The following is a 21,070-nucleotide window of genomic DNA, read 5'->3' as shown; positions in this document are numbered from 1 at the left end:
AAGTTCAGGAGCCGCGCCAGGCACTCGCACGAGCGCGCCGCTCCAGATTACCAGCGGTTGCATGTTTCGCCGCCCGCCCTGTCGAAAAGCAGGCGGGGGATCGGATGTCAACGGGTGTTCTGCCGCAGCCACTTCTTCCAGGCGGCTTCCGAGCCGTTGAAGACATTGATGTCGGACTTGCCGGTCATGCCGGGCACGATGCCGGTGCCGGTGTACTGCCAGAAGGCGAAGGGGTGGCTGCCGTATTTCTCGCGCGGGTGGCCGGCGACCGAGCGCAGCCAGTAGGGATAGCCGCGGAACGTCGCCAACTGGTTGTCGTCGAAGAAGTCGAGCGAGGTGTAGATGATCGGTTTCTTGCCGTAATAGCGCTCGACCATCTGGAGGAAGACGGTCATTTCGCTGCGCACGGTGGCCGGATCGGGGCGTAGCCTGCAGGTCGGCGATTTCGGGTTCCATTCCATGTCGAGCACCGGCGGCATCGCCAACGGGTCCCTCGGGACATTAGCGATGAACCAGCGCGCCTGGGCTTCGGCAGGCGTGCAGAAATAGAAGAAATGATAGGCGGCGCGCGGAACTCCGGCGGCCCTGGTGCGCGCCCAGTGCTCGTTGAAATACTCGTCGAAGCGATCGCCGCCTTCGGTCGCCTTGATGAAGGCGAAGGAGATGCCGCTGGCCCTGGCCGCCGGCCAATCGACCGAGGTCTGGTATTTGGAGACGTCCGTGCCGTGGATGGCGTAGGTCCACGGCGCGCCGCTGTCCCATTCATGCGGCTTGGAATCGTCGAACTTGGGCGCGCGCACCGCAACCGCCGGCGCGGACGGCGACAGCGGCGACAGATCGTCCACGGTCGAGCAGGCGCAGAGCAGCGTCAGCATCAGGATGGCCGCAAGACGGCGCATGGCGTTCCCCGGGGCCGGATCCAGCCGGCCGCTGATGGGTCCTTCCAGATGGCCATGCTTGCGCCGGCCCCCCTCGAACGATCGCCCCACAGGATCGTCCGATCGACTCAGTTGATCGCCGAACATGGTTGATAATCCATTGACGGCGCTCGACGACACCGGTGATTTTGCGGGAGCAAAGGCGGCAAATCGATGACATAAATCGAGCCGGCGAATCCAAAAGGGCGGTAAAGATGCGGGCTGTCGTGAAGTTCATCAAATGGCTGCTTGGCCTTGTGATCCTGGTGGTGGCAGCACTCTTCGCCTGGCTTTATTTCGCTCCGCCGGAGCTGATCCGCGTCGGCTCCGGTTATTCGGCCAAGATCGTCTGCTCGAATGTCTTCATCGCCGGCCGCGACGCCAAAGAGGTCCTGGCCGTCGACGTGCAGGCGCCCGGCCATCCGCTTCTCAGGCTGATGAAGGTCTCCGTCGACAAGGAAAGAGGACTGGTCTCGGCTGGCCTGCTCTGGGTTCTCGGCAAGAGCGTCGCGGTCGAGCGCAACGGCGTCGGCTGCGCCTCTGTTCCAGACGGCGATACCGGCAAGGCAAGGCAGACGTCGCTGCGCGCCGCGCAGCCGGCGGCGACGCAGCCCGACGCGCTGTGGCCCGATGGCGAGCGTGTGGACGCTTCGCAGACCCCCGAGGTCGCGAAGATCGTCGACGATGCCGCCATGGCCGGCATTGGCATGCGCGCCGTCGTGGTGGTGAAGAACGGCCGCGTCGTCGCGGAACGCTATGGCGAGGGCTTTTCGGCCAAGACGCCGCTGCTCGGCTGGTCGATGACCAAGACGGTGAATGCGGCGATCGTCGGCACTCTGGTCAAGGACGGCAAGATGGCGGTCGACAACAAGGGCCTGTTCAAGCCGTGGAAGGCAGACGGCCGCGCCGCCATCAGCCTTGCCGACATGATGGCGATGTCGAGCGGGCTGGAGTTCAACGAGGATTATGGCGACGTCGCCGACGTGACGCGCATGCTCTATCTGGAGCCCGACATGGCGGGTTTCGCCGAGGCCAAGCCGCTAAGTGGCGAGGTCGGCAAGGTTTTTTCCTATTCGAGCGGCACGGCGGTGATGCTGTCACGCCTGTGGCAGGACGCGATCGGCGACAAGACGAAGGCGCTGGCATGGCCGCGCACGGCGCTGTTCGAGCCGCTCGGCATGAGGAGCGCGGTGCTCGAGACCGACGAGCAGGGCACCTTCGTCGGCTCGTCCTATCTCTACGCCACCGCGCATGACTGGGCGCGCTTCGGCCTGTTCCTGCTGCAAGGCGGGGCCTGGAACGGAAACCAGATCCTGCCCGCGGGTTTCGTCGACTGGATGCGCGAGCCGGCGCCGGCCTCGAAGGTGTACGGCAAAGGCCAGCTCTGGATCGAGGGACCAGGAGACGAGGAAAGGCCGGGGGCGGGCGCTGCCGCCGGCCTGCCCAAGGACATCTACTGGATGGAAGGCCATGACGGCCAGACGGTGGCGATCATCCCGTCGGAGCAGTTGGTGGTGGTGCGGCTTGGGTTGACCCCGGCCAAGCTCGGCTATCGTCCACAAGCGATGGTGGGTGCGCTGGTCAAGGCGCTGCACTAACCGGCAGTTGCGTAAGCCTGCCTATGCGGCGGTCGGCAAAGGTTTGGCGCGATCGACGCGCGCCCGCTCGTCAGGCGAGTTCATGACCTGCCAAAGATCGTTGCGGCGTTGGACATTCAGCCAGAAATCCGGGCTGTTGCCAAATACCCGCGCCAGAATGAGCGCGGTCGCCGCCGTCACGTTGCGGCGGTCGTTGCACAATTCGTTCACATGCTTGCGCTGGACGCCCATTGCCTCGGCCAAAGCGGCTTGCGTCAGGCCGAGCGGCTGCATGAATTCTTCCGTGAGGATTTCGCCTACCGTTGCGGGCTTGCGTGCGGTCATCAACATGTCTCACCTCACTTATAGCTGTGGTCGTCCAGGTAGATGTCCGACGCCTCACCGCGGTCACCGTCCCAGCGGAAGATCAGCCGCCATTGCTTGTTGACGCGGATCGAATGGAGGCCTTCGAGATTGCCGCGCAACTTCTCGAAGTGATTACTGGGTGGCACACGCAAATCCTGATCGGTCGCAGCGTCGTCAATCATCTGGAGTTTGCGAAACAAACGGCTTTCGAGATCGGACGGAATGTTGCGATAGTGGATATCGTCCACGAAGAAAGCCCGCAGCCATTCATCTCTAAATCTGACGATCATCGCACGCTTCCAGGGTGGAGATAATGTACCACTCCTTGGGTCATGCCGCAATTGCGCGATTTGTTGATTGCGTTTTGCTTCCGTGCCGATGGCTTCAAACGGCGATCTTGATCACCGCCAGCCAGGCATAGCCGCGATAAAGCGTTCTGAAACGGAAGGTTGCGCCGGCGCTCTGCGATTCCGATTCAAGCACGTCGCGCAGCGATTCACGCGGCGTGACGTGGAATTTCCGCAGCCAGCCGCGCAGCAGGCCACGGAACCAGCGCGGCAGGCCTTCCTGCTGGCCGAAATCGACGACGTGCAGAGAGCCGCCGGGGGCGAGCGCGGCGAGGGCAGCCGATACGGTCTTTTCCCAGCCGGGGATCATCGACAGCGAATAGGAGACGAAGACCCGGTCGAAACGCTCGATGCCGAAGAGAGCCTTGGCGTCGAAATCGGTGGCGTCGCCGCGCGCCAGGCTGACCTTGTCGGCGAGGCCTTCGCGAGCGATGGCCGCCTTCGCCGTCTCCAGCATCTCGGCGGAGATATCCAAACCGAAGAAGCGGGCGTCCGGATAGCGGCGGGCGGCGAGCGCGATGTTGCGGCCGGTGCCGCAGCCGAGCTCCAGCACGGTGCCGTCTTGCGGGACGTCCAGCCCGTCGATCAGCCGGTCGCGGCCGAGCAGATAGTATTTGCGGGTCAGGTCGTAGATGTGGCGCTGCCAGCGGTAGATGCCGTCCATCAGTTCGGCATGGCTGGCCGGCAGCTCCGTCGTGCTCATGCGGCGCGCTTCACATAGAGGTGGAAGCCGCCATAGATGGCCGAGCGGTCCTTCGCCGAGAATTCGCGCGAGGCGTCGGCCTCGTACGTCCACTGATCGAGCAGCGAGTTGGAGAGACGGCCGGGCAGGAGGCTGGGTTCGGCTGCGGTCCGGAAGATGACGCGCGCGCCGACTGAGGCTGTGCGGGTGATCTCGGTCCACAGTGCGTTGAGCAGGTCGTCGGTCATCCAGTCCTGCGCGTCGAGCAGGACGAAGCGGTCGACGGTGCCGGCGTCCTTGGCGGCCAGGAACTTGATCAGGTTGGCGTGGTGGATGGCGACGCGATCGATGTTGTCGCGGATCGTCTTGTAGTTGCTCTGCTCCAGATAGGCAGGCAGCGCCGCCTCGCCGGGTTGCGGATAGCGGCGGGCAAAGGCCTGCCAGGCAAAATAGTTGTTCTTGAGCGGGAAATCGCAGGCGAGCTTTTCCAGCCGCGCCTTGAGCACGCTCGCCATCGAGCCGTCGCCGGAGGTGATCAGCGAATCATACTGCGCAGGCGGGATGCCGAGGCCGAACAGCGAGGCTTTCCGCGAGGTCGCCCAACGCAGCAGCTTCTTGTCGAAGACCGGTGCCAGCTCCTCGTTGAAGAAGCGACGCTGCTCGCCGATGTTCTGCGCCTTCATGATGCCGGCCGGGTCGACGCCGAACAGCTTGCCGACGCGATGGCCCATGGCGATGAAGAGGCCGAGCAGGCCGGTCTGGTAGAAGTTGCGGTCGAAGACCGAGATGCGGCGGCGGCCGCGCCAGTTGCGGCGCTCCCAGTAATGGCGGCTGACCGCATCGAGATGCGGCGCGATGAAGCGGTCATAGGCATTGGAATTGTGGCTGGTGCCGGTGGCGCCGAAGAAGCGGAACAGATCGCCCTGCGACGGCAGGTGGCGCACCGCTTCCAGCTTCATGCGGTTCAGCGCGATGTGCGCGGCATTGAGATCGACGGCGTCGATCGTGGCCGGCGAGCGGGTTAGATAGGCCAGGATGTTGCAGCCGCCCGATGCGATTGTGACGATCCGGTGGCCAGCGCCAAGCTGCATGGCCTCCATGTCGACATCCGGATCTTCCCAGATCTGCGGATAGACGAGGCCGGAGAAGAGGAAAGCGAACAACCGCTCGGAAATGCCGTCCTTCGACAATACGCGGTTCTGGTAGACGGCCTTTCCGACTTCCTTGCCTCGGCGATAAACGAGTTCTCCGGAAACATCCGACATGGAAAGGTGATTCCCCGTTTGCATTGGCGCAAGCGGGTAGCGCAGCGTCATGACAGGCAGGTGACAGCCTGTTGACGCAAATCTCACACTTTTCCGAACGCACCCGGCGTCGGCGTGGTGACGATGACGGCTTCGCCTGCATCGAGCGTGGTCTGGTCGCAGGCCTTCAGAACGTCGAGCGAGCCGTCATTGCGCCGGACCCTGGTCGAGCCCGGCTCGCCATCGCCGCCACCGTCGAGGCCTTGGGGTGGGCGATTGCGGTGAGAGGAGAGGATCGCGCATTCCATCTTTTCGAGGAAGCGGATGGTGCGCCTGGTGCCGTCGCCGGCATTCCACTTACCCTTGCCGCCGGAACCCTCGCGGATGTGGAAGTCCTCCAATACGACCGGGAAGCGCAGTTCCAGCACCTCGGGGTCGGTGAGGCGCGAATTGGTCATGTGGGTGTGAACGCCGGAGGTGCCGGCAAAGCCGCGACCCGAATTCATCCGGCCGGCCGGCGAGCCGGAGCAGATCGTCTCGTAATACTGGTATTTCTTGTTGCCGAAGGTGAGGTTGTTCATCGTGCCTTGCGCGTTGGCGATCGCACCCATCGCGCCGAACAGCGCATTGGTGACGTGCTGCGAGGTCTCGACATTGCCGGCGACGACCGCCGCAGGGTAGGCGGGCTTCAGCATCGAGCCGTCAGGGATGACGATGTTGATCGGCCTCAGGCAGCCGGCGTTCATCGGGATCATGTCCTCGACCATGACGCGGAAGGCATAGAGCACGGCGGCCCGGGCGACGGGCTCCGGCGCGTTGAAATTGTTCTTCATGACGGGTGACGTGCCGGTGAAATCGACGGTCGCCTCGCGTTTTTGCCGGTCGACGGTGATCTTCACCTTGATCACCTGGCCGGTGTCGGTGGGGTATTCATATGCCGCGCTGTCGGGAAGCCGCTCGATCACGCGGCGCACGCTCTCGGCGGCGTTGTCCTGGACATGGCCCATATAGGCTTCGACGACCTCGAGCCCGAAATGCGTGACCATCTTGCGCAATTCGGCCACGCCCTTTTCGTTGGCGGCGATCTGTGCCTTCAGGTCGGCGATGTTCTGGGTTGGATTGCGCGCCGGGTAGGGGTGGTCGGTCAGCAGCGTCTCCAGCTCCTTCTCGCGGAAGCGGCCGCGATCGACGATGCGGAAATTGTCGAACAGCACGCCTTCCTCGTCGACCGTTGTGGCCAAAGGCGTCATCGAGCCGGGCGCGGTGCCGCCGACATCGGCGTGGTGGCCACGCGAGGCCGCCCAGAACAGGATCTCGTTGCGCGCATCGTCGAACACCGGCGTCACCACGGTGATGTCGGGCAGATGCGTTCCGCCATTATAGGGCGCGTTGAGCGCGAAGACGTCGCCGGGGTGGATGTCGCCCGAATTCAGGCGGATGACGGTTTCGACCGATCGGTCCATGGAGCCCAGATGCACCGGCATATGCGGCGCATTGGCGACCAGCGCGCCATGGCGATCGAATACGGCGCAGGAGAAGTCGAGCCGTTCCTTGATGTTGACCGAATAGGCGGTGTTCTGCAGCGTCACACCCATCTGCTCGGCGATCGACATGAAGAGGTTGTTGAAGACCTCAAGCATCACCGGATCGGCTTCGGTGCCGAGTGCTGCCTGGCGTCGTTTCTTGCTCGTTCGGCGCAGGAGAACATGGTCCTTTGCGGTGATCTCGGCCTGCCAGCCCGGTTCGACAACAATGGTCTGGTTGGGCTCGATGATCAGGGCTGGGCCGGCAACCTTGTTGCCCTGCCTGAGGGCTTCGCGGCGGAAGACACCGGCCTCGCGCCATTCGCCCTCGGCGAATATTTTCCGCTTCTCGGAAGCAACAACGGCAAGATCCTGCATCTCCGCTTCGGTTTCCTCGCGGCCCGCGCCGCCGGCATCGCTGCCCTCCACCCCTACAGCTTCGATAATCATCGGCTTGTTTTCATAGACGAACCCGAACTGCGCCTTGTGCGCGGCTTCGAAATCGTCCTTCGCCCGCAGGATCGAGCCATGCTCGAAATTCACCGGCAGAGCCGTGTCGGTGCCGTCGTAGCGGATCTGGAGGATCGGCCTGGCGGTAATCCCGCTCTCGGCGATGCCCTGGGACACAAGTTCGGCGGTCACAACCCCACGCAGGGCGGCTATGAGATTTTCGATCGCCGGCCTGGATGCGTCCGCGAGCGGCTCCAGCAGCGCCTGCTGGCGCGAGGCGAAGACCGACGAGAGGCCTATGCCATAAGCCGAAAGCAGCCCCGAGAAGGGGTGGATGAGCACGGCTTCCATGCCGAGCGCATCGGCGACCAGGCAGGCATGCTGGCCGCCGGCGCCGCCAAAGCAGTTCAAGAGATATTCCGTGACGTCGTAGCCGCGCTGCACCGAGATCTTCTTGATGGCATTGGCCATGTTCTCGACGGCGATGGTGACGAAACCTTCGGCGACCGCCTCAGGCGTCCTGCCGTCGCCGATTTCGGCGGCAAGTGCGGCGAATTTTTCGCCAACCGTGCCGACATCGAGCGGCTTGTCCTGGCCCGCGCCGAAGATCGCCGGGAAGAAATCGGGCTGCAATTTGCCGAGCATGACATTGGCATCGGTCACGGCAAGCGGGCCGCCGCGCCGATAGGCGGCGGGGCCGGGATTGGCGCCGGCGGAATCGGGGCCGACGCGGAAGCGGCCCGCTTCATAGTGCAGGATCGAGCCGCCTCCGGCAGCGACGGTGTGGATGCGCATCATCGGCGCGCGGATGCGGACGCCTGCGACCTCGGTGTCGAAGGCGCGCTCATATTCGCCGTCGTAATGGGCGACGTCGGTCGAGGTGCCGCCCATGTCGAAGCCGATGACCTTTTCGAAGCCGGCGAGCTTCGCCGTCTCGACCATGCCGACGACCCCGCCCGCAGGGCCGGACAGCAGCGCGTCCTTGCCCTGGAACAGGTCGGCGGCGGTGAGGCCGCCGGACGACATCATGAACATCAGGCGCGGTCCAGCGCCCAGTTCGCCGGCCACCCGCTGCACATAGCGAGACAGGATCGGCGAAAGATAGGCGTCGACCACGGTGGTGTCGCCGCGGCCGACCAGCTTGATCAGCGGCGAGACCTCGTGAGAGACCGAGATCTGGCTGAAGCCGATCTTGCGGCAGACTTTCGCAACGGCCTTTTCGTGATCCGGGTATTTCCAGGCGTGCATGAAGACGATGGCGACGGCGTCGATGCCGTCGGCCTTGGCCTGTTCGATCGCCGAACGGCAGGCCGCGATGTCGAGCAGGCGTTCGACGCAGCCGTCGGCGCGGACGCGCTCGTCGATCTCGATCACGCGCTCGTAAAGCTGCTCCGGCAGGATGATCTCCTTGGCGAAGATGTCCGGCCTCGCCTGGTAGGCGATGCGCAAGGCGTCGCGAAAGCCCTTGGTGATAAGCAGCAGCACGCGGTCGCCCTTGCGCTCGAGCAGCGCATTGGTGGCAACGGTCGTGCCCATTTTGACGTCGCCGATCGCATTGGCGGAAATGGCGGCGCCGGCTTTCAAACCCAACAGGTCGCGGATGCCTTGGATGGCGGCATCCGCGTAAGCCTCGGGATTTTCGGACAGCAGTTTTCGGGGATGCAACTGGCCTTGCGGATCACGGCCGATGACGTCGGTGAAGGTGCCGCCGCGGTCGATCCAAAAATCCCATTTCTTTGTTCCCGCGGCTGCCGGCATTCTGTTTATCCACCATGTCTTCGAGCGTATGTTCTGTTAGTTCGGGATTTCAGCGCCAGCAATCGCAAGTTGATATTACACGTCGAAATGCAACGTTACGAAACCGGCGGGCCTGCTGATGCATTTCCCTGCGACCGCTCACCGAAATGTGAGCGTCTGCTGAAGGAGAGATACCATGAAGAAGCTCATTCTGGCGTCTGTTTCGGCGCTCGCCCTGTTGGGGGTCGCGGCTTGCAGCGACAGTGGCACCGGTACTGACAAAACCACCACGCAAAGTACAAATCCGCCGGCCAACGAGCAGCCCATGAAGCCAGCTTCGCCTGACGCTTCGAAGCCCGCTGAACCGGCTCCGGCAACAAATCCGGCTCCTGCCGCGCCCGCGCAGTAAGAGCCCTGGCAGACCATATCGAGGAAGGCCGGCTTTTGCCGGCCTTCTTTTTTCGCCCTCGATCCCGCGCAGCGGGTGGCCTGCGGCATCGTCCCGGCTTGATAGAACCGCCCGGTTCGCTCTATGAAGCCGGCATGTCGATTTGGGACCGCCTTGGCGACTTCATCGCCCGTGTTTCGTCGTCCGCGTCCTCGGGCGTCGCGGATGTCGTCGAAGCCGTGCGCACCGTGTTTTCGGGCGATCCGGACCTGCGCCGGCGCGTCGCCTTCTCCGTGGCCATGATCGCGCTCTCGGCCAAGATGGCCAAGGCCGACGGCATCGTCACGCAGGATGAGGTGCGCGCCTTCCAGGAAATCTTCGAAGTGCCGCCGAGCGAGACGCGCAACGTGGCGCGGCTTTACGACATCGCCAAGCAGGACGTCGCCGGCTTCGAGATCTATGCCCAGCGCATGGCGCAGCTCTGCGGGTCCGGCCATGCCAACTGCATGATGCTGGAAGATATCCTCGACGGTCTGTTCCATATCGCCAAGGCGGATGGCCTGATTCATGAGCATGAAGGCCAATTCCTGCATCGCATTGCCGAGATTTTTCGGATCGACGAGGCGCATTACGAAGCGATCCTGTCGCGGCACGTCAATCTCGGCGCCGCCGATCCCTATGTCGTTCTGGGCATCGAGCGCGGCAAGCCGTTCGAGGAGGTCAGGAAACGCTACCGCAAGCTGATCTCCGACAATCACCCCGACAGGCTGATCGCGCGCGGCTTGCCGCAGGAATTCATCAAGATCGCCACGACCAGGGTCGCGGCGATCAACGCCGCCTATGAGATGATCGAGCGAGGCCTCAGGCGCGTATGAGCGGTTTCCTGCCCGACCAGCCAGGCGCCGAGGTCCGGGTTTCGCCGAATTTCGGTCCGCGCCGCGAGACGCTACGACCCGACATGATCGTCCTGCATTATACCGGCATGGCAAGCGGGGCCGGTGCCGAGGCGTGGCTGTGTGATCCGGCGAGCGAGGTGTCCTCGCATTATCTCGTTCATGAGGACGGCCGCATCGTCCAGATGGTGCGCGAGAGCGACCGCGCCTGGCATGCAGGCAAGAGTTCCTGGCTCGGGCGCAGCGACATCAACTCCTGTTCGGTCGGCATCGAGATCGTCAACCCCGGGCATTCACTGGGCTACAAGGCCTTCCCGAAGCGACAGATCAGTGCCGTGATCGATTTGTGCGCGGGTATCGTGGGCCGTCATTCCATCCCCGCGGCAAGGGTGCTCGCGCATTCGGACGTGGCGCCGGGCCGTAAGGTCGATCCTGGCGAAAAATTTCCGTGGAAGGCGCTGTTCGTGGCCGGTGTCGGCCACCTGGTACCGGCGGCGCCGCGAAGGCCGGGCGCCGCGTTGAAGGCCGGCGATACCGGCGCCGATGTCGAGACGCTGCAGTCGATGCTGGCGCTCTATGGCTATGGCGTCGAGATATCGGGTGTCTACGACAAGCAGACGGAAATCGTGGTGGCGGCCTTCCAGCGGCATTTCCGGCGGCGGCTGGTGGACGGTGCAGCGGACAATTCGACATTCCGCACGCTGGAAAGGCTCGTTGCTTCCGTAAAGGCAGCGCCCCTCAAATAGTCGCGACAAGTTCTTTAAATTACAACCTGTCACTGAAAGTGAATTGCGCCGCCTTCATTGCCGCCAATTCCGCCTCCAAATGCCTCTCCCGCAAGTTGTCGGGCACCTATCCCCCCGGATGATCCGATGTTGAATTGGCACAGCTGCGCGAATTTCTTCGCGCGGTTCTAACAGAACAGGACTACATGCAAAAATTGACCGTTGTAGCGGCAGCTGTTGCTGCCGGAGTGATAAGTTTTGCCTTCAATCCGGCAAACGGCGCCCCTTTAAGCCTTCGGGCAGACAATGGCTTTGCCGCTGCCCCCACGACGACCAAGGCTGGCAGCAAAACGCCAAAGATCAAGAGAGCCCCGGCAAAGGTGCAGAAAGCCGCCGCGACCAGGGCGGCGAAATCGACGGTCAAGCGCGCCAAACCCGGCAGAAAGGCGATCGATCTCACCACGACTGCTTCTATCGACACCGGCAAGATCGCCCTTGCGGCGCCCGCCGCGGCCGGCGGCGGCCAATATTCGGCGATCATCGCCCGCTATGCCGCAAGCTACGGCGTGCCGGTGTCGCTGGCCAAAGCCGTCATCAAGATCGAAAGCAACTACAGGCCGAACATGGTCGGCGGCGCGGGCGAGATCGGCCTCATGCAGATCAAGCCGGCCACGGCGCGCATGATGGGTTATACCGGTTCGGCCAAGGGGTTGTTCGATCCCGACACCAACATCAAATTCGGCATGAAGTATCTTGCGATGGCGCAGGGTCTCGGCGGCGGCACCACCTGCGGCACGATCCTGAAATACAATGCCGGTCACGGCGCCACGCGGATGAATCCGGTCTCGGCCGCCTATTGCAGCAAGGTGAAGGTGCAGATGGCGGCGCTGGGTTCGCCGGTCTAAGCCGGCCCATCGAAGTGGATTTGGGCGACGCGTGTCTGTTTCATATATGTCGTTGTCCCAAACCGCTGCAACGCGCCACAGCTTTTTCGTTTGCGTTTTCAGGCGGGAATCCCTTTATACGCGCTTGCCAGCTGGCTGGGCGGCCGCGCCCGCGTGAACCGAAAGGTTGCGGGTGAGGAAAGTCCGGGCTCCATGGAGACACGGTGCCGGCTAACGGCCGGCGGGGGCGACCCCAGGGAAAGTGCCACAGAAAGCAAACCGCCACGGCATTGCCGGGGCAAGGGTGAAAGGGTGGGGTAAGAGCCCACCGCGCGACTGGCAACAGGAGCGGCAGGGCAAACCCCACCGGGAGCAAAACCGAATAGGGGCGGTGCGAAGGGAAACCTTCGAGGGCTGTTTCCGGCCCACCGTCCGGGTAGGTTGCGTGAGGCGCGTGGCAACATGCGCCCAAGATGAATGGCCGCCACGTTCTCGCCGCGAGGCGAGGGCCATACAGAACCCGGCTTACAGGCCAGCTGGCATTTCTCTCGTAGCGATAGCTGAACGGGATCAGGAGGTTACGCCGAAAGGCGTGCCTTTTGATTCAACGTCTGGGCGTAATCGCACTGAACACGATGACCTGTTTCTTGAAGCCGGTACGATTAAATCGTACCTTTGGAGAGAGCAGGAGCGCATCATGGGTCAGGTTGATAAACGCAGCATCACGCTTTCGCCGGAGTTGGCAGCCGCAGTCGACGATGTCGTGGCTGCCGGTGAATATGCTTCCGCCAGCGAAGTGATCCGCGATGCGCTCAGGCAATGGAAAGATCGCCGCGACCTGCTCGGCTATACCGTCGAGGAGTTGCGGGTGCTGGTTCAGGAGGGGATCGACAGCGGGCCTGCGCTGGACGGTCCGTCGATCATCGAACGGGCGCGTACCAAATATCTCAAGATGGCCGAAGCTAAAGGCTTCGAAGAGTGAGATATCAGCTGCTTCCTCAAGCGGCAGTCGATCTCGAAGATATCGGCGACTACATCGCCAGCCATAGTCCCAATGCCGCGGTCCGGTTCGTAGACTCCATGGAGAGGAGGTGGGACTTGCTCACCCTGCATCCCTTTTCAGGTGCTCCGCGCGACGATATAGCGCCCGGTATTCGCCATCTGGTCGTTGGCGAATACCTTACCTTGTACCGGGTAGGTCGCGATGCCATCGAAATCGTCCGCGTATTACATGGTCGGCGCAAGATCGATGCGGATGATATGAACCCGTGACAAGTCCGCTCAGCTGGCTATCTTAGCCAGCGATGCCTCGATTGCCTGCCAGAGGTCCTCAACCGGTTCGCAGCCGATGGCCAGGCGAACGAAGCCCGGCGGCACGGCATCGCCGCGTTTGGAGCGCCGCTCGGCCGACGTATGAACGCCGCCGAAGGATGTTGCCGCTTCAATGAGCGCGCAATTGTTGATGAAATCCTCGGCCTTTTCTTCGGAGGCCAGTTCGAACGAAATCAGGAAGCCGAAGCGCTCCATCTGGGCACGCGCCAGATTGTGCGACGCATCGCCCTCGAGGCCTGGAAAGCGCAGGCCGCTGACGGCGCGGTGATCCTTCAGCCGCCGCGCGATCGTTTCGGCCGACGAGCACATGCGGTCGAAGCGCACTTCCAGCGTTTCGAGGCCGCGATGCACGAGCCAGGCCTCGAACGGTCCGGGAATGCCGCCGGCCGTCTCGCGCCAATCCCTAACCCTGGCGACAACATCGGGATCGCGGCTGGCGACATGGCCGAAGAGAACGTCGGAATGGCCATTGATCGCCTTGGTGTCGGCCGAGACCACGATGTCCGCGCCAAGGTCGAGCGGGCGCTGGCCGAAGGGCGTCATCGTCGTGTTGTCGACGATCAGGATACCCGCTTGCGCATGGACGGCCTTGGCGACCGCGATTATGTCGCAGATGTCCAGCCGCGGATTCGACGGACTCTCGACGAAGACCGCCCGGTAGCCGGCGAAACCGCCATCGAGCATGCTTGCCGTCGGCCGCACGTCATAGGCGACGCCGAGCGGCTTCAGGAAACGTTCGGCGAGCGCGCGCGTCGTGTGATAGCCGTCCGACGGCAAGAGGATGCGGTCGCCCGATTTGAGGAGGGCGAAGAAAGCCGCGGAAATCGCGGCCATTCCCGACGGAAAGATAACGCATTGCGCATCTTCCAGATGGCCGAGCGCATGCTCGACGGCATGCCAGGTCGGGTTGCTGAAGCGGCCATATTGATCGAAGCCCGTCGCGTCGCCCGGCGCGTGGAAGATCGAGGCCATGGTCAGCGGCAACGGGATGGGATCGCCCTTGGCGAAATCGGCGCTGCGCAGATGGGTAAGCGTCGCGGCGCGTGACTTCGCAGTGTCGGACATGAACTCGATCCTTGGTCAGGCAGAAAACTTCAACCGACGCTATGCGCGCCGGCTGTGCGCAGCAAGCCGCGTCTTTTTGGGCCAGAGGGCTCTAAACGGTTCGTTAGGCTTAATAGACGATAAAGACGAGACGTGCATTCAGCCTGCGCTTTCTGGTTGTGACGCGTGTGTTTGTGATGCCTGTTCCCGTTGACGCCCATAGTGCCCCATGATATCCCATTTAAATCAAGCTTTCGTTCCGCGTCAGGGTGAAGCGTACGCCAATCGGGCAGCCGCGGCGGCTGTACGTTTGCCGGTTTTCGCCCCGGTGAATGAAGCGGTTTGCCGCGAATGCGGCGGGGGCGCGGAGAACAACATGAGGGGTGCAGCGGCAACAGCGGCTGTAGCGTTTATTGGACCGGTTTCTGTCAAACACGGTGAGCAGGATCGATGCGAAGGGGCGGGTTTCCGTTCCGGCGCATTTCCGCTCAGTGGTCCAGAAACGCGGCTATTCGGAACTTTACGCGCTGCGCTGCCTGGATCTGCCGGCCATGGATGTGGGCGGGCTCGACCTGCTCGACCGCTACGAGCAGCGGATCGCGCTGGAAGACCCGTTCCTGCAGACGGCGGACGACATGTCGTTCTTCTGCCATGGCGACGGGACATTTCTGAAGCTCGACCAGGACGGCCGCATCACCATGACCGATTTCATCCGCGAGCATACGGGCATCTCGAACGAGGTGGCCTTTGTCGGCCGCGGCAATTTTTTTCAGATCTGGGAGCCGGGACGGCTTGCCGCCTATGGGGCGCAGGCGCGGGCCAGGCTTTTGCAGCTTCGGCAGGGGACGAAGCCCGAGGAGCGATCGGAATGATGGCGGGCCACGGCGATGATCCTCACGCCGTTGGCGGACCGGCCCGTCACATTCCGGTCCTCCTTGCCGAGGTGCTCGACGCGCTTGCGCCGAAGGCCGGCGAGACGATCGTCGACGCGACATTCGGCGCCGGCGGCTACACCAGCGCCATCCTCGATCGCGGCGCCTCTGTCGTTGCCATCGACCGCGACCCGGACGCAATCGCGGCGGGCAGCGCGCTCGAGCAACAGGCCGGCGGCCGGCTGAGGCTTGTCCAGGCGCCGTTCTCGACGCTGGACGAGCATGTCGAGAGCGCCGATGGCGTCGTGCTCGACATCGGCGTTTCCTCCATGCAGCTCGACCAGGCCGAGCGCGGCTTTTCCTTTCGCGCCGACGGGCCGCTCGACATGCGCATGGCGCAGGCGGGTCTCTCCGCCGCCGACGTCGTCAACACCTTCAAGGCGGGCGACCTTGCCCGCATCTTCGGCTTTCTCGGCGAGGAGCGTCATGCCGGCCGCATCGCGCGCATGATCGAGAGCCGGCGCGAGAAGAAGCCTTTCGAGCGCACGCTCGATCTCGCCGACGCCATCCAGACGCATATCGGGCGAGGGCCGAAGGACAAGATCCATCCGGCCACGCGCGTCTTCCAGGCGCTGCGCATCTTCGTCAATGACGAGCTTGGCGAGCTGGCAAGGGCGCTGCTGGCCGCCGAGCGGGTGCTGAAGCCCGGCGGACGGCTTGCCGTGGTGACGTTCCATTCGCTGGAAGACCGCATCGTCAAGCGCTTCATCGCCGACCGTTCCGAAGCCGCCAGCGGCTCGCGCCACATGCCCGACGCGCCCCAGCGCATCGCGACCTTCCGCAAGGCCGGCGGCGGTGTGACGCCGGGAGACGCCGAGACGGCAGCCAATCCGCGGGCGCGCTCGGCCAGGCTGCGCGCCGCGATCCGCACCGAGGCCCCGGCGCGGGCCGGCGACTTTTCGATTTTCGGCCTTCCAAAGCTTCCCGCCGTCGAGCGGCCGGGGGAGAGGTAAGCACGTGTTTCGTACCAGCGATATAGTCCTGATCGCCGTCATGGTCTCGGCCGCGGCCCTGACCTACAAGACGAAGCGGGAAGCCGAAGAGCAACTGGCGGCGGTGCAGAAGATCCAGGCGCAGATCCATTACGAGGAAGAAACGATCGATCTCCTCAAGGCGGACTGGAGCCTGCTCACGCAGCCGTCGCGGCTGCAGAAGCTTGCCGATGTCTATAAGACCCAGCTCGGACTCGAGCCGGTCAACGCGCACCAGATCGGCAGCCTTGACGACATTCCCGTGAAACCCCTGACCATCGAGGACCTGTCCTCGCAGCGGCTTGGCGGCATGGCCGACAATTCGGGGAAGGAGCCTTCGGACGGCAAGGATCCAGTGGTCACCGGGAGCACCGTTCAATGATCGGGAGGCTTCCAAGGATCGGCGACCTGCTGAAGCGCCGCAAGAAGCAGGCCGAGGACGGCTCGATCGTCGTCGATGCCGCCCGCAAGGCGACAGGCGGCAAGGCAAAGACCCGCATCGTCATGACGATGGCGGTGTTCTTCACCATCTATTCGACCATTGCCGGCCGGCTCGTCTATCTCGGCATGCAGAACCCGGATCTCTCGGGCGGCCCGGAAAGCCGGGTCACGGCGTCGCGTCCGGATATCGTCGACCGCAACGGCGAGGTGCTGGCGACCGACATCAAGACGGCGTCGCTGTTTGCCGAGCCGCGCCGCATTGTCGACGCTGATGAAGCGATCGAGAAATTGTCGACCGTGTTGCCGGAGATCGACTACGAGCAGACCTATCGCAAGCTCAAGAGCGGCGCGGGCTTCGTCTGGCTGCAGCGCCAGCTGACGCCGAAGCAGCAGGCCGACATCATGGCGCTGGGCGTCCCTGGCCTCGGCTTCCGCACCGAAAAGCGCCGCTTCTATCCGAGCGGCGAGACGTCGTCCTACATCGTCGGCCTCACCAACATCGACAACCAGGGCATCTCCGGCATGGAGAAATATATCGACGAACAGGGGCTGAGCGACCTGCAGGCATCGGGGCTCGCGGTGGCCAGGGATCTCAAGCCGGTCAAGCTGTCGATCGATCTGCGCGTCCAGCATGTGGTGCGCGACGAGATCGCCGCCGGCCTGGAGCGCTATCGCGCGCTGGGCGCCGGCGCCGTCGTGCTGAACATCAAGACGGGCGAAGTGATGGCGATGGCCTCGGTGCCGGATTTCGATCCCAACAATCCGTACAACGCGCAGGAAAAAGATCGGCTGAACCGCATGTCCGCCGGTCTCTACGAGATGGGCTCGACCTTCAAGAGCTTCACCTCGGCCATGGCGCTCGATTCCGGCAAGGCGACGATGAACAGCCGCTTCGACGCGTCGCATCCGATCCGGGTCGGCCATCAGGCCATCCACGATTTCCATGGCAAGAACCGCGTGCTGTCGCTGCCGGAAGTGTTCCTCTATTCGTCCAACATCGGGTCGGCCAGGGAGGCCGAGCTGGTCGGCATAGAGGGGCATCGCGAATTCCTGCATCGCCTTGGCATCCTGGACAGGATGCAGACCGAGCTGCCGGAAATCGCGCGCCCGACCGAACCCAAGGTCTGGAAACAGGTCAACTCGTTCACCATCGCCTTCGGCCATGGCGTGTCGACGACGCCGCTGCAGGCCGCCGTCGGCTGCGCGGCGCTGATGCAGGGCTATCTGATCCAACCGACATTCCTGGTCCGCAGTGAGCAGGAAGCCATGGCGGTGGCCAAGAAAGTGGTCAGCGACAAGACCGTCGAAGGCATGCGCTATCTCTATACGCTCAATGCCGAGAAGGGCTCGGCCAGGAATGCCAGGGCCCCCGGTTACCGCGTCGGCGGCAAAACCGGAACGGCCGAGAAGGTCATCAACGGCCGCTATTCCAAGGAATTGAATTTCAACACCTTCGTCGCCGCCTTCCCGATGGACGATCCGCAATTTCTGGTGTTCACGATCGCCGACGCGCCGCATCCGGAAAAGCCCGGGATGACGGATGTCGCCGCCAACAATGCGGGGGTCATGGCCGGCAATATCATCAGGCGCTCAGCGGCCATGCTTGGCGTGAAGCCAGATTTCAGCCATGAAAATGGTGCAACGCTGGTTTCCTATCAGTGATTCTTGGGGCGCGCCGGCAACTGCGCGCTATTTTGTTGCGGTGAACGGGACTCAATGCATCTAAAAGATCTAGCCGGCGTCCTGCCTGTCGAGGGAACAGCTTCCCCCGATCTGGAGGTGACCGGACTTTCCTCCGATTCCCGCTCGGTCAAGACCGGCGTTGTCTTCTTCGCGCTTGCCGGCAGCAAGGCCGACGGCTCGACCTATGCGGCCGATGCCGCGGCCCGCGGCGCCGCGGCGATCGTCACCGGCAAGGGTGCCGCCGTCTCCGGCCTGTCGATCCCGGTTCTCGCGGTCGATGATCCGCGCCTGGCGCTGGCGCTCAGCGCGGCGCGCTTCTTCGGACGCCAGCCCGGGACCATGGTCGCCGTCACTGGCACAGCCGGCAAGACATCCGTCGCCGCTTTCACCCGGCAGATCTGGGAGCAGGCGGGCTTTGCCGCCGCCTCGATCGGCACGACCGGCGTCGTGGCGCCCGGCCGCAACGAATATGGCTCGCTGACGACGCCCGATCCGGTGGCGTTGCACCGGTTGCTCAAGGAGCTTGCGGATGCGGGCGTCACCCACGCCTCGATGGAAGCCTCCAGCCACGGTCTCGACCAGCGCCGCCTCGACGGCGTGAAGCTGGCGGCCGGGGCCTTCACCAATCTCGGCCGCGACCACATGGATTACCATCCGACAGTCGAGGATTATCATCGCGCCAAGCTGCGCCTGTTCGACACGTTGCTGCCGAAGGGCGCGCCCGCGATCGTCTTTGCCGACGACCCGTGGTCGGAGCCCACGATCAAGGCCGCGAAGGCGGCGGGCTTGAAGGTGCTGACCGTCGGCCGCCATGGCGATTTCCTGGCGCTGAAGCGAGTCGAGCATGAGCGCCATCGCCAGCGCGCCGAGGTCGTGGCGGACGGCGCGCTCTACGAGATCGACCTGCCTTTGGCCGGCGATTTCCAGATCGCCAACGCGCTGGTCTCGGCCGGCCTTGCCATCTCGACTGGAACGCCCGCGAGCAAGGCCTTGGCGGCGTTGGAAAAATTGCAAGGCGCGCCGGGCCGGCTCGACCTCGTCGGCACCACCGCCGCCGGCGCCCCCGTTTATGTCGACTACGCGCACAAGCCCGATGCGCTGGAGAACGTGCTGACCTCGGTCCGGCCTTTCACTACGGGTCGGGTCGTCGTTGTGTTCGGCTGCGGCGGCGATCGCGATCGGGGCAAAAGGCCGATCATGGGCGAGATCGCGACGCGGCTCGCCGATGTCGTCATCGTCACCGACGACAATCCGCGCACGGAAGTGCCCGAAACCATTCGCGCGGCGATACTCGCCGCCGCGCCCGGCGCCATCGAGATCGGCGATCGCCGCAAGGCAATCCACGAGGCGGTGGCGATGCTTCGCGCCGGCGATACGCTTATCGTCGCCGGCAAGGGGCATGAGGAAGGTCAGACCGTCGGCACCGAAACCTTCCACTTCTCCGACCACGAGGAAGTGCGCGAGGCGCTGAAGGAGCGCGCCGCATGAGCTTGCTGTGGACGTCGGAAGCGCTGGTCGAAGCCATGGGCGGCAGGCCGATCGGCTCGCTGCCGGAGGGCATAACCGGCATTTCGATCGACAGCCGCAGCCTGGAGCCGGGAAACGCCTTCTTCGCCATCAAGGGCGAGGCGATGGACGGCCATGATTTCGCGACAGCCGCGGTCAAGGCCGGGGCAGCCGTGCTGGTCGTCGCCGAGGGCAAGCTGCCTTCGCTCGGCCGGCTGACGGCGCCGATGATCGTCGTGCAGGACGTGCTCACGGCCCTGGAGAAGCTGGGTGTGGCGGCCCGCGCGCGCTCGAAGGCCAGGATCATCGCGGTCACGGGCTCGGCCGGCAAGACGACCACCAAGGAAGCGCTGCGCCATGTGCTGTCGGCCGTCGGCAAGGTGCACGCCTCGGCGCAATCGTTCAACAACCACTGGGGCGTGCCGCTGACGCTGGCGCGCATGCCGCAGGACTGCGACTACGCGGTCTTCGAGGTCGGCATGAACCATCCGGGCGAGATCAGGCCGCTGGTCAAGATGGTCAGGCCGCATGTCGCCATCGTGACGATCATCGCCGCTGCCCATCTCGGTTTCTTCAAGAACCTCGACGAGATCGCCATGGCAAAGGCCGAGATTTTCGAGGGGATAGAGCCCGGCGGCGCCGCGCTGCTCAACCGAGACGATACACGCTGGAAGCTGCTCGGGAAAATGGCGAAAGAGGCAGGCGTCGAGCATGTCTTCGGCTTCGGCGAAAATCCCCGCTCGGCCTTCCGCCTTGTCGGCTGCGAGCTTCATGCCGACCATTCCGACATCGACGTCAAGATCGGCAAGAAGGATCTGACCGCCCGTGTCGGGGCACCCGGCCGCCATATCGTGCAGAACGTGCTGGCCGTGCTCGGCGCCGCGCAACTGGTCGGTGCCGACCTCGACAAGGTCGCGGCTGCGCTCGCCGATCTTTCGGCCGAGCGCGGGCGGGGCCGGCGCCATGTCCTGCATCATCCCAACGGGCCGATCACGTTGATCGACGAGAGCTACAACGCCAATCCGGCGTCGATGGCGGCGGCGATGGCGCTGCTCAACGCCACGCCGGTCTCGGGCGAGGGCCGGCGCATCGCGGTGCTCGGCGACATGCTGGAGCTCGGTAGCCATTCGGCCAAGCTTCACGCGGCACTCGCCGAGCTGATCGTCGGCACGGGCACGCACAACGTCTTTCTCGGCGGGCCGGAAATGCAGGCGTTGGCCAAGGTTCTGCCGACCGAGGTCCGGACGGAGTATCGGGCAGGCGCCGACGAGCTGAAGCCGATCGTGATCTCCGCGCTCAGGCCCGGCGACGTGGTGATGGTCAAGTCGTCGAAAGGCATTGGGTTTTCAAAGCTGGTCGAGGCATTGCTCGGCAAATTTCCGGCGGAAGCCACAAACATTAAGCCGACCTAGGTCGGGCTCCGGGGGA

General features: G+C 63.9%; 20 protein-coding genes and 1 other RNA gene. 14 read left to right on the top strand and 7 right to left on the bottom strand.

What is annotated here, in order from left to right; all coding sequences use genetic code 11:
• Positions 1-107: 107 nt before the first annotated feature.
• Positions 108-899 (bottom strand): glycoside hydrolase family 25 protein, encoded by a 792-nt coding sequence (locus tag WDX12_RS32505; protein WP_434723368.1) that lies wholly within the window; start codon positions 897-899, stop codon positions 108-110.
• Between the two features lie 233 nt (positions 900-1,132).
• Here WDX12_RS32505 and WDX12_RS32500 point away from each other — a divergent pair, with 233 nt between their 5' ends.
• Positions 1,133-2,515 (top strand): serine hydrolase domain-containing protein, encoded by a 1,383-nt coding sequence (locus tag WDX12_RS32500; protein ID WP_434723367.1) that lies wholly within the window; start codon positions 1,133-1,135, stop codon positions 2,513-2,515.
• A gap of 21 nt (positions 2,516-2,536) precedes the next feature.
• Here the strand turns inward: WDX12_RS32500 and WDX12_RS32495 are convergent, their stop codons facing one another.
• From WDX12_RS32495 to WDX12_RS32475, 5 genes are all read right to left on the bottom strand, one after another.
• Positions 2,537-2,845, bottom strand: a complete 309-nt coding sequence (locus tag WDX12_RS32495) for a HigA family addiction module antitoxin (RefSeq protein WP_112099856.1) — start codon at positions 2,843-2,845, stop codon at positions 2,537-2,539.
• Positions 2,846-2,853: 8 nt separating this feature from the next.
• Entirely contained in the window at positions 2,854-3,150 is a 297-nt protein-coding gene (locus WDX12_RS32490; RefSeq protein WP_434723366.1) for a type II toxin-antitoxin system RelE/ParE family toxin, read from the bottom strand.
• A gap of 94 nt (positions 3,151-3,244) precedes the next feature.
• Positions 3,245-3,910, bottom strand: coding sequence for a class I SAM-dependent methyltransferase (locus WDX12_RS32485; RefSeq protein ID WP_434723365.1), 666 nt, complete (start codon positions 3,908-3,910; stop codon positions 3,245-3,247).
• Complete coding sequence (locus tag WDX12_RS32480) at positions 3,907-5,205, bottom strand: DUF3419 family protein (protein ID WP_320295094.1); 1,299 nt, start codon at positions 5,203-5,205, stop codon at positions 3,907-3,909. Before WDX12_RS32480 ends, WDX12_RS32485 begins: the two co-directional genes overlap by 4 nt.
• A gap of 32 nt (positions 5,206-5,237) precedes the next feature.
• Positions 5,238-8,864 carry a hydantoinase B/oxoprolinase family protein gene (locus tag WDX12_RS32475; RefSeq protein ID WP_434723364.1) on the bottom strand — a complete coding sequence of 1,209 codons (3,627 nt, stop codon included), beginning with the start codon at positions 8,862-8,864 and terminating at the stop codon, positions 5,238-5,240.
• A gap of 175 nt (positions 8,865-9,039) precedes the next feature.
• Between WDX12_RS32475 and WDX12_RS32470 the strand changes: the two genes are divergently transcribed.
• The 7 genes from WDX12_RS32470 (at position 9,040) to WDX12_RS32440 (ending at position 13,005) form a co-directional block, all read left to right on the top strand.
• Entirely contained in the window at positions 9,040-9,252 is a 213-nt protein-coding gene (locus tag WDX12_RS32470; RefSeq protein WP_320295096.1) for a hypothetical protein, read from the top strand.
• A gap of 134 nt (positions 9,253-9,386) precedes the next feature.
• Positions 9,387-10,106 carry a DnaJ family molecular chaperone gene (locus tag WDX12_RS32465; RefSeq protein ID WP_320295097.1) on the top strand — a complete coding sequence of 240 codons (720 nt, stop codon included), beginning with the start codon at positions 9,387-9,389 and terminating at the stop codon, positions 10,104-10,106.
• Positions 10,103-10,870: a peptidoglycan recognition protein family protein gene (locus WDX12_RS32460; protein WP_434723363.1), complete on the top strand. Its 768-nt coding sequence runs from the start codon at positions 10,103-10,105 to the stop codon at positions 10,868-10,870. The genes WDX12_RS32465 and WDX12_RS32460 overlap by 4 nt, the downstream gene beginning before the upstream one ends.
• A gap of 185 nt (positions 10,871-11,055) precedes the next feature.
• Positions 11,056-11,754 (top strand): lytic transglycosylase domain-containing protein, encoded by a 699-nt coding sequence (locus WDX12_RS32455; RefSeq protein ID WP_434723362.1) that lies wholly within the window; start codon positions 11,056-11,058, stop codon positions 11,752-11,754.
• A gap of 127 nt (positions 11,755-11,881) precedes the next feature.
• Positions 11,882-12,277: RNase P RNA component class A (rnpB, locus tag WDX12_RS32450), an RNA gene on the top strand.
• 153 nt (positions 12,278-12,430) lie between these two features.
• A complete protein-coding gene (locus WDX12_RS32445; protein WP_320295100.1) occupies positions 12,431-12,715 on the top strand; it encodes a type II toxin-antitoxin system ParD family antitoxin in 285 nt (94 codons plus the stop codon).
• Positions 12,712-13,005, top strand: coding sequence for a type II toxin-antitoxin system RelE/ParE family toxin (locus WDX12_RS32440; RefSeq protein WP_320295101.1), 294 nt, complete (start codon positions 12,712-12,714; stop codon positions 13,003-13,005). Before WDX12_RS32445 ends, WDX12_RS32440 begins: the two co-directional genes overlap by 4 nt.
• 9 nt (positions 13,006-13,014) lie before the next feature.
• Here the strand turns inward: WDX12_RS32440 and WDX12_RS32435 are convergent, their stop codons facing one another.
• Complete coding sequence (locus tag WDX12_RS32435; RefSeq protein ID WP_320295102.1) at positions 13,015-14,130, bottom strand: cystathionine gamma-lyase; 1,116 nt, start codon at positions 14,128-14,130, stop codon at positions 13,015-13,017.
• 392 nt (positions 14,131-14,522) lie between these two features.
• On the opposite strand from WDX12_RS32435, the gene mraZ reads away from it, so the two are divergent.
• The 6 genes from mraZ to WDX12_RS32405 are packed head-to-tail and all read left to right on the top strand — an operon-like array spanning position 14,523 to position 21,054.
• Entirely contained in the window at positions 14,523-14,981 is a 459-nt protein-coding gene (mraZ, locus tag WDX12_RS32430) for a division/cell wall cluster transcriptional repressor MraZ (protein WP_434723361.1), read from the top strand.
• The gene (gene rsmH / locus WDX12_RS32425) at positions 14,978-15,994 is read left to right on the top strand and encodes a 16S rRNA (cytosine(1402)-N(4))-methyltransferase RsmH (protein WP_434723360.1); all 1,017 of its coding nucleotides are present in this window, start codon (positions 14,978-14,980) and stop codon (positions 15,992-15,994) included. The genes mraZ and rsmH overlap by 4 nt, the downstream gene beginning before the upstream one ends.
• Before the next feature lie 4 nt (positions 15,995-15,998).
• On the top strand, positions 15,999-16,394 hold the full coding sequence (ftsL, locus tag WDX12_RS32420; protein ID WP_434723359.1) for a cell division protein FtsL: 396 nt from the start codon (positions 15,999-16,001) through the stop codon (positions 16,392-16,394).
• Complete coding sequence (locus WDX12_RS32415) at positions 16,391-18,115, top strand: peptidoglycan D,D-transpeptidase FtsI family protein (RefSeq protein ID WP_434723358.1); 1,725 nt, start codon at positions 16,391-16,393, stop codon at positions 18,113-18,115. The genes ftsL and WDX12_RS32415 overlap by 4 nt, the downstream gene beginning before the upstream one ends.
• A 54-nt stretch (positions 18,116-18,169) precedes the next feature.
• Entirely contained in the window at positions 18,170-19,624 is a 1,455-nt protein-coding gene (locus WDX12_RS32410) for a UDP-N-acetylmuramoyl-L-alanyl-D-glutamate--2,6-diaminopimelate ligase (RefSeq protein ID WP_434723357.1), read from the top strand.
• The gene (locus WDX12_RS32405) at positions 19,621-21,054 is read left to right on the top strand and encodes a UDP-N-acetylmuramoylalanyl-D-glutamyl-2,6-diaminopimelate--D-alanyl-D-alanine ligase (protein ID WP_434723356.1); all 1,434 of its coding nucleotides are present in this window, start codon (positions 19,621-19,623) and stop codon (positions 21,052-21,054) included. The genes WDX12_RS32410 and WDX12_RS32405 overlap by 4 nt, the downstream gene beginning before the upstream one ends.
• The last annotated feature ends 16 nt before the right edge of the window (positions 21,055-21,070 follow it).

The sequence above is a fragment of the Mesorhizobium sp. RIZ17 genome (assembly GCF_051127865.1).
Classification (GTDB): Bacteria; Pseudomonadota; Alphaproteobacteria; order Rhizobiales; family Rhizobiaceae; genus Mesorhizobium; species Mesorhizobium humile.
This window is presented reverse-complemented; position numbering and strand designations above follow the sequence as displayed.

Coding starts and splice junctions, on each gene's coding strand:
- WDX12_RS32505 (WP_434723368.1), bottom strand. CDS start 899: ATGCGCCGTCTTGCGGCCATCCTGATGCTGACGCTGCTCTGCGCCTGC.
- WDX12_RS32500 (WP_434723367.1), top strand. CDS start 1,133: ATGCGGGCTGTCGTGAAGTTCATCAAATGGCTGCTTGGCCTTGTGATC.
- WDX12_RS32495 (WP_112099856.1), bottom strand. CDS start 2,845: ATGTTGATGACCGCACGCAAGCCCGCAACGGTAGGCGAAATCCTCACG.
- WDX12_RS32490 (WP_434723366.1), bottom strand. CDS start 3,150: ATGATCGTCAGATTTAGAGATGAATGGCTGCGGGCTTTCTTCGTGGAC.
- WDX12_RS32485 (WP_434723365.1), bottom strand. CDS start 3,910: ATGAGCACGACGGAGCTGCCGGCCAGCCATGCCGAACTGATGGACGGC.
- WDX12_RS32480 (WP_320295094.1), bottom strand. CDS start 5,205: ATGACGCTGCGCTACCCGCTTGCGCCAATGCAAACGGGGAATCACCTT.
- WDX12_RS32475 (WP_434723364.1), bottom strand. CDS start 8,864: ATGCCGGCAGCCGCGGGAACAAAGAAATGGGATTTTTGGATCGACCGC.
- WDX12_RS32470 (WP_320295096.1), top strand. CDS start 9,040: ATGAAGAAGCTCATTCTGGCGTCTGTTTCGGCGCTCGCCCTGTTGGGG.
- WDX12_RS32465 (WP_320295097.1), top strand. CDS start 9,387: ATGTCGATTTGGGACCGCCTTGGCGACTTCATCGCCCGTGTTTCGTCG.
- WDX12_RS32460 (WP_434723363.1), top strand. CDS start 10,103: ATGAGCGGTTTCCTGCCCGACCAGCCAGGCGCCGAGGTCCGGGTTTCG.
- WDX12_RS32455 (WP_434723362.1), top strand. CDS start 11,056: ATGCAAAAATTGACCGTTGTAGCGGCAGCTGTTGCTGCCGGAGTGATA.
- WDX12_RS32445 (WP_320295100.1), top strand. CDS start 12,431: ATGGGTCAGGTTGATAAACGCAGCATCACGCTTTCGCCGGAGTTGGCA.
- WDX12_RS32435 (WP_320295102.1), bottom strand. CDS start 14,130: ATGTCCGACACTGCGAAGTCACGCGCCGCGACGCTTACCCATCTGCGC.
- rsmH (WP_434723360.1), top strand. CDS start 14,978: ATGATGGCGGGCCACGGCGATGATCCTCACGCCGTTGGCGGACCGGCC.
- WDX12_RS32415 (WP_434723358.1), top strand. CDS start 16,391: ATGATCGGGAGGCTTCCAAGGATCGGCGACCTGCTGAAGCGCCGCAAG.
- WDX12_RS32410 (WP_434723357.1), top strand. CDS start 18,170: ATGCATCTAAAAGATCTAGCCGGCGTCCTGCCTGTCGAGGGAACAGCT.
- WDX12_RS32405 (WP_434723356.1), top strand. CDS start 19,621: ATGAGCTTGCTGTGGACGTCGGAAGCGCTGGTCGAAGCCATGGGCGGC.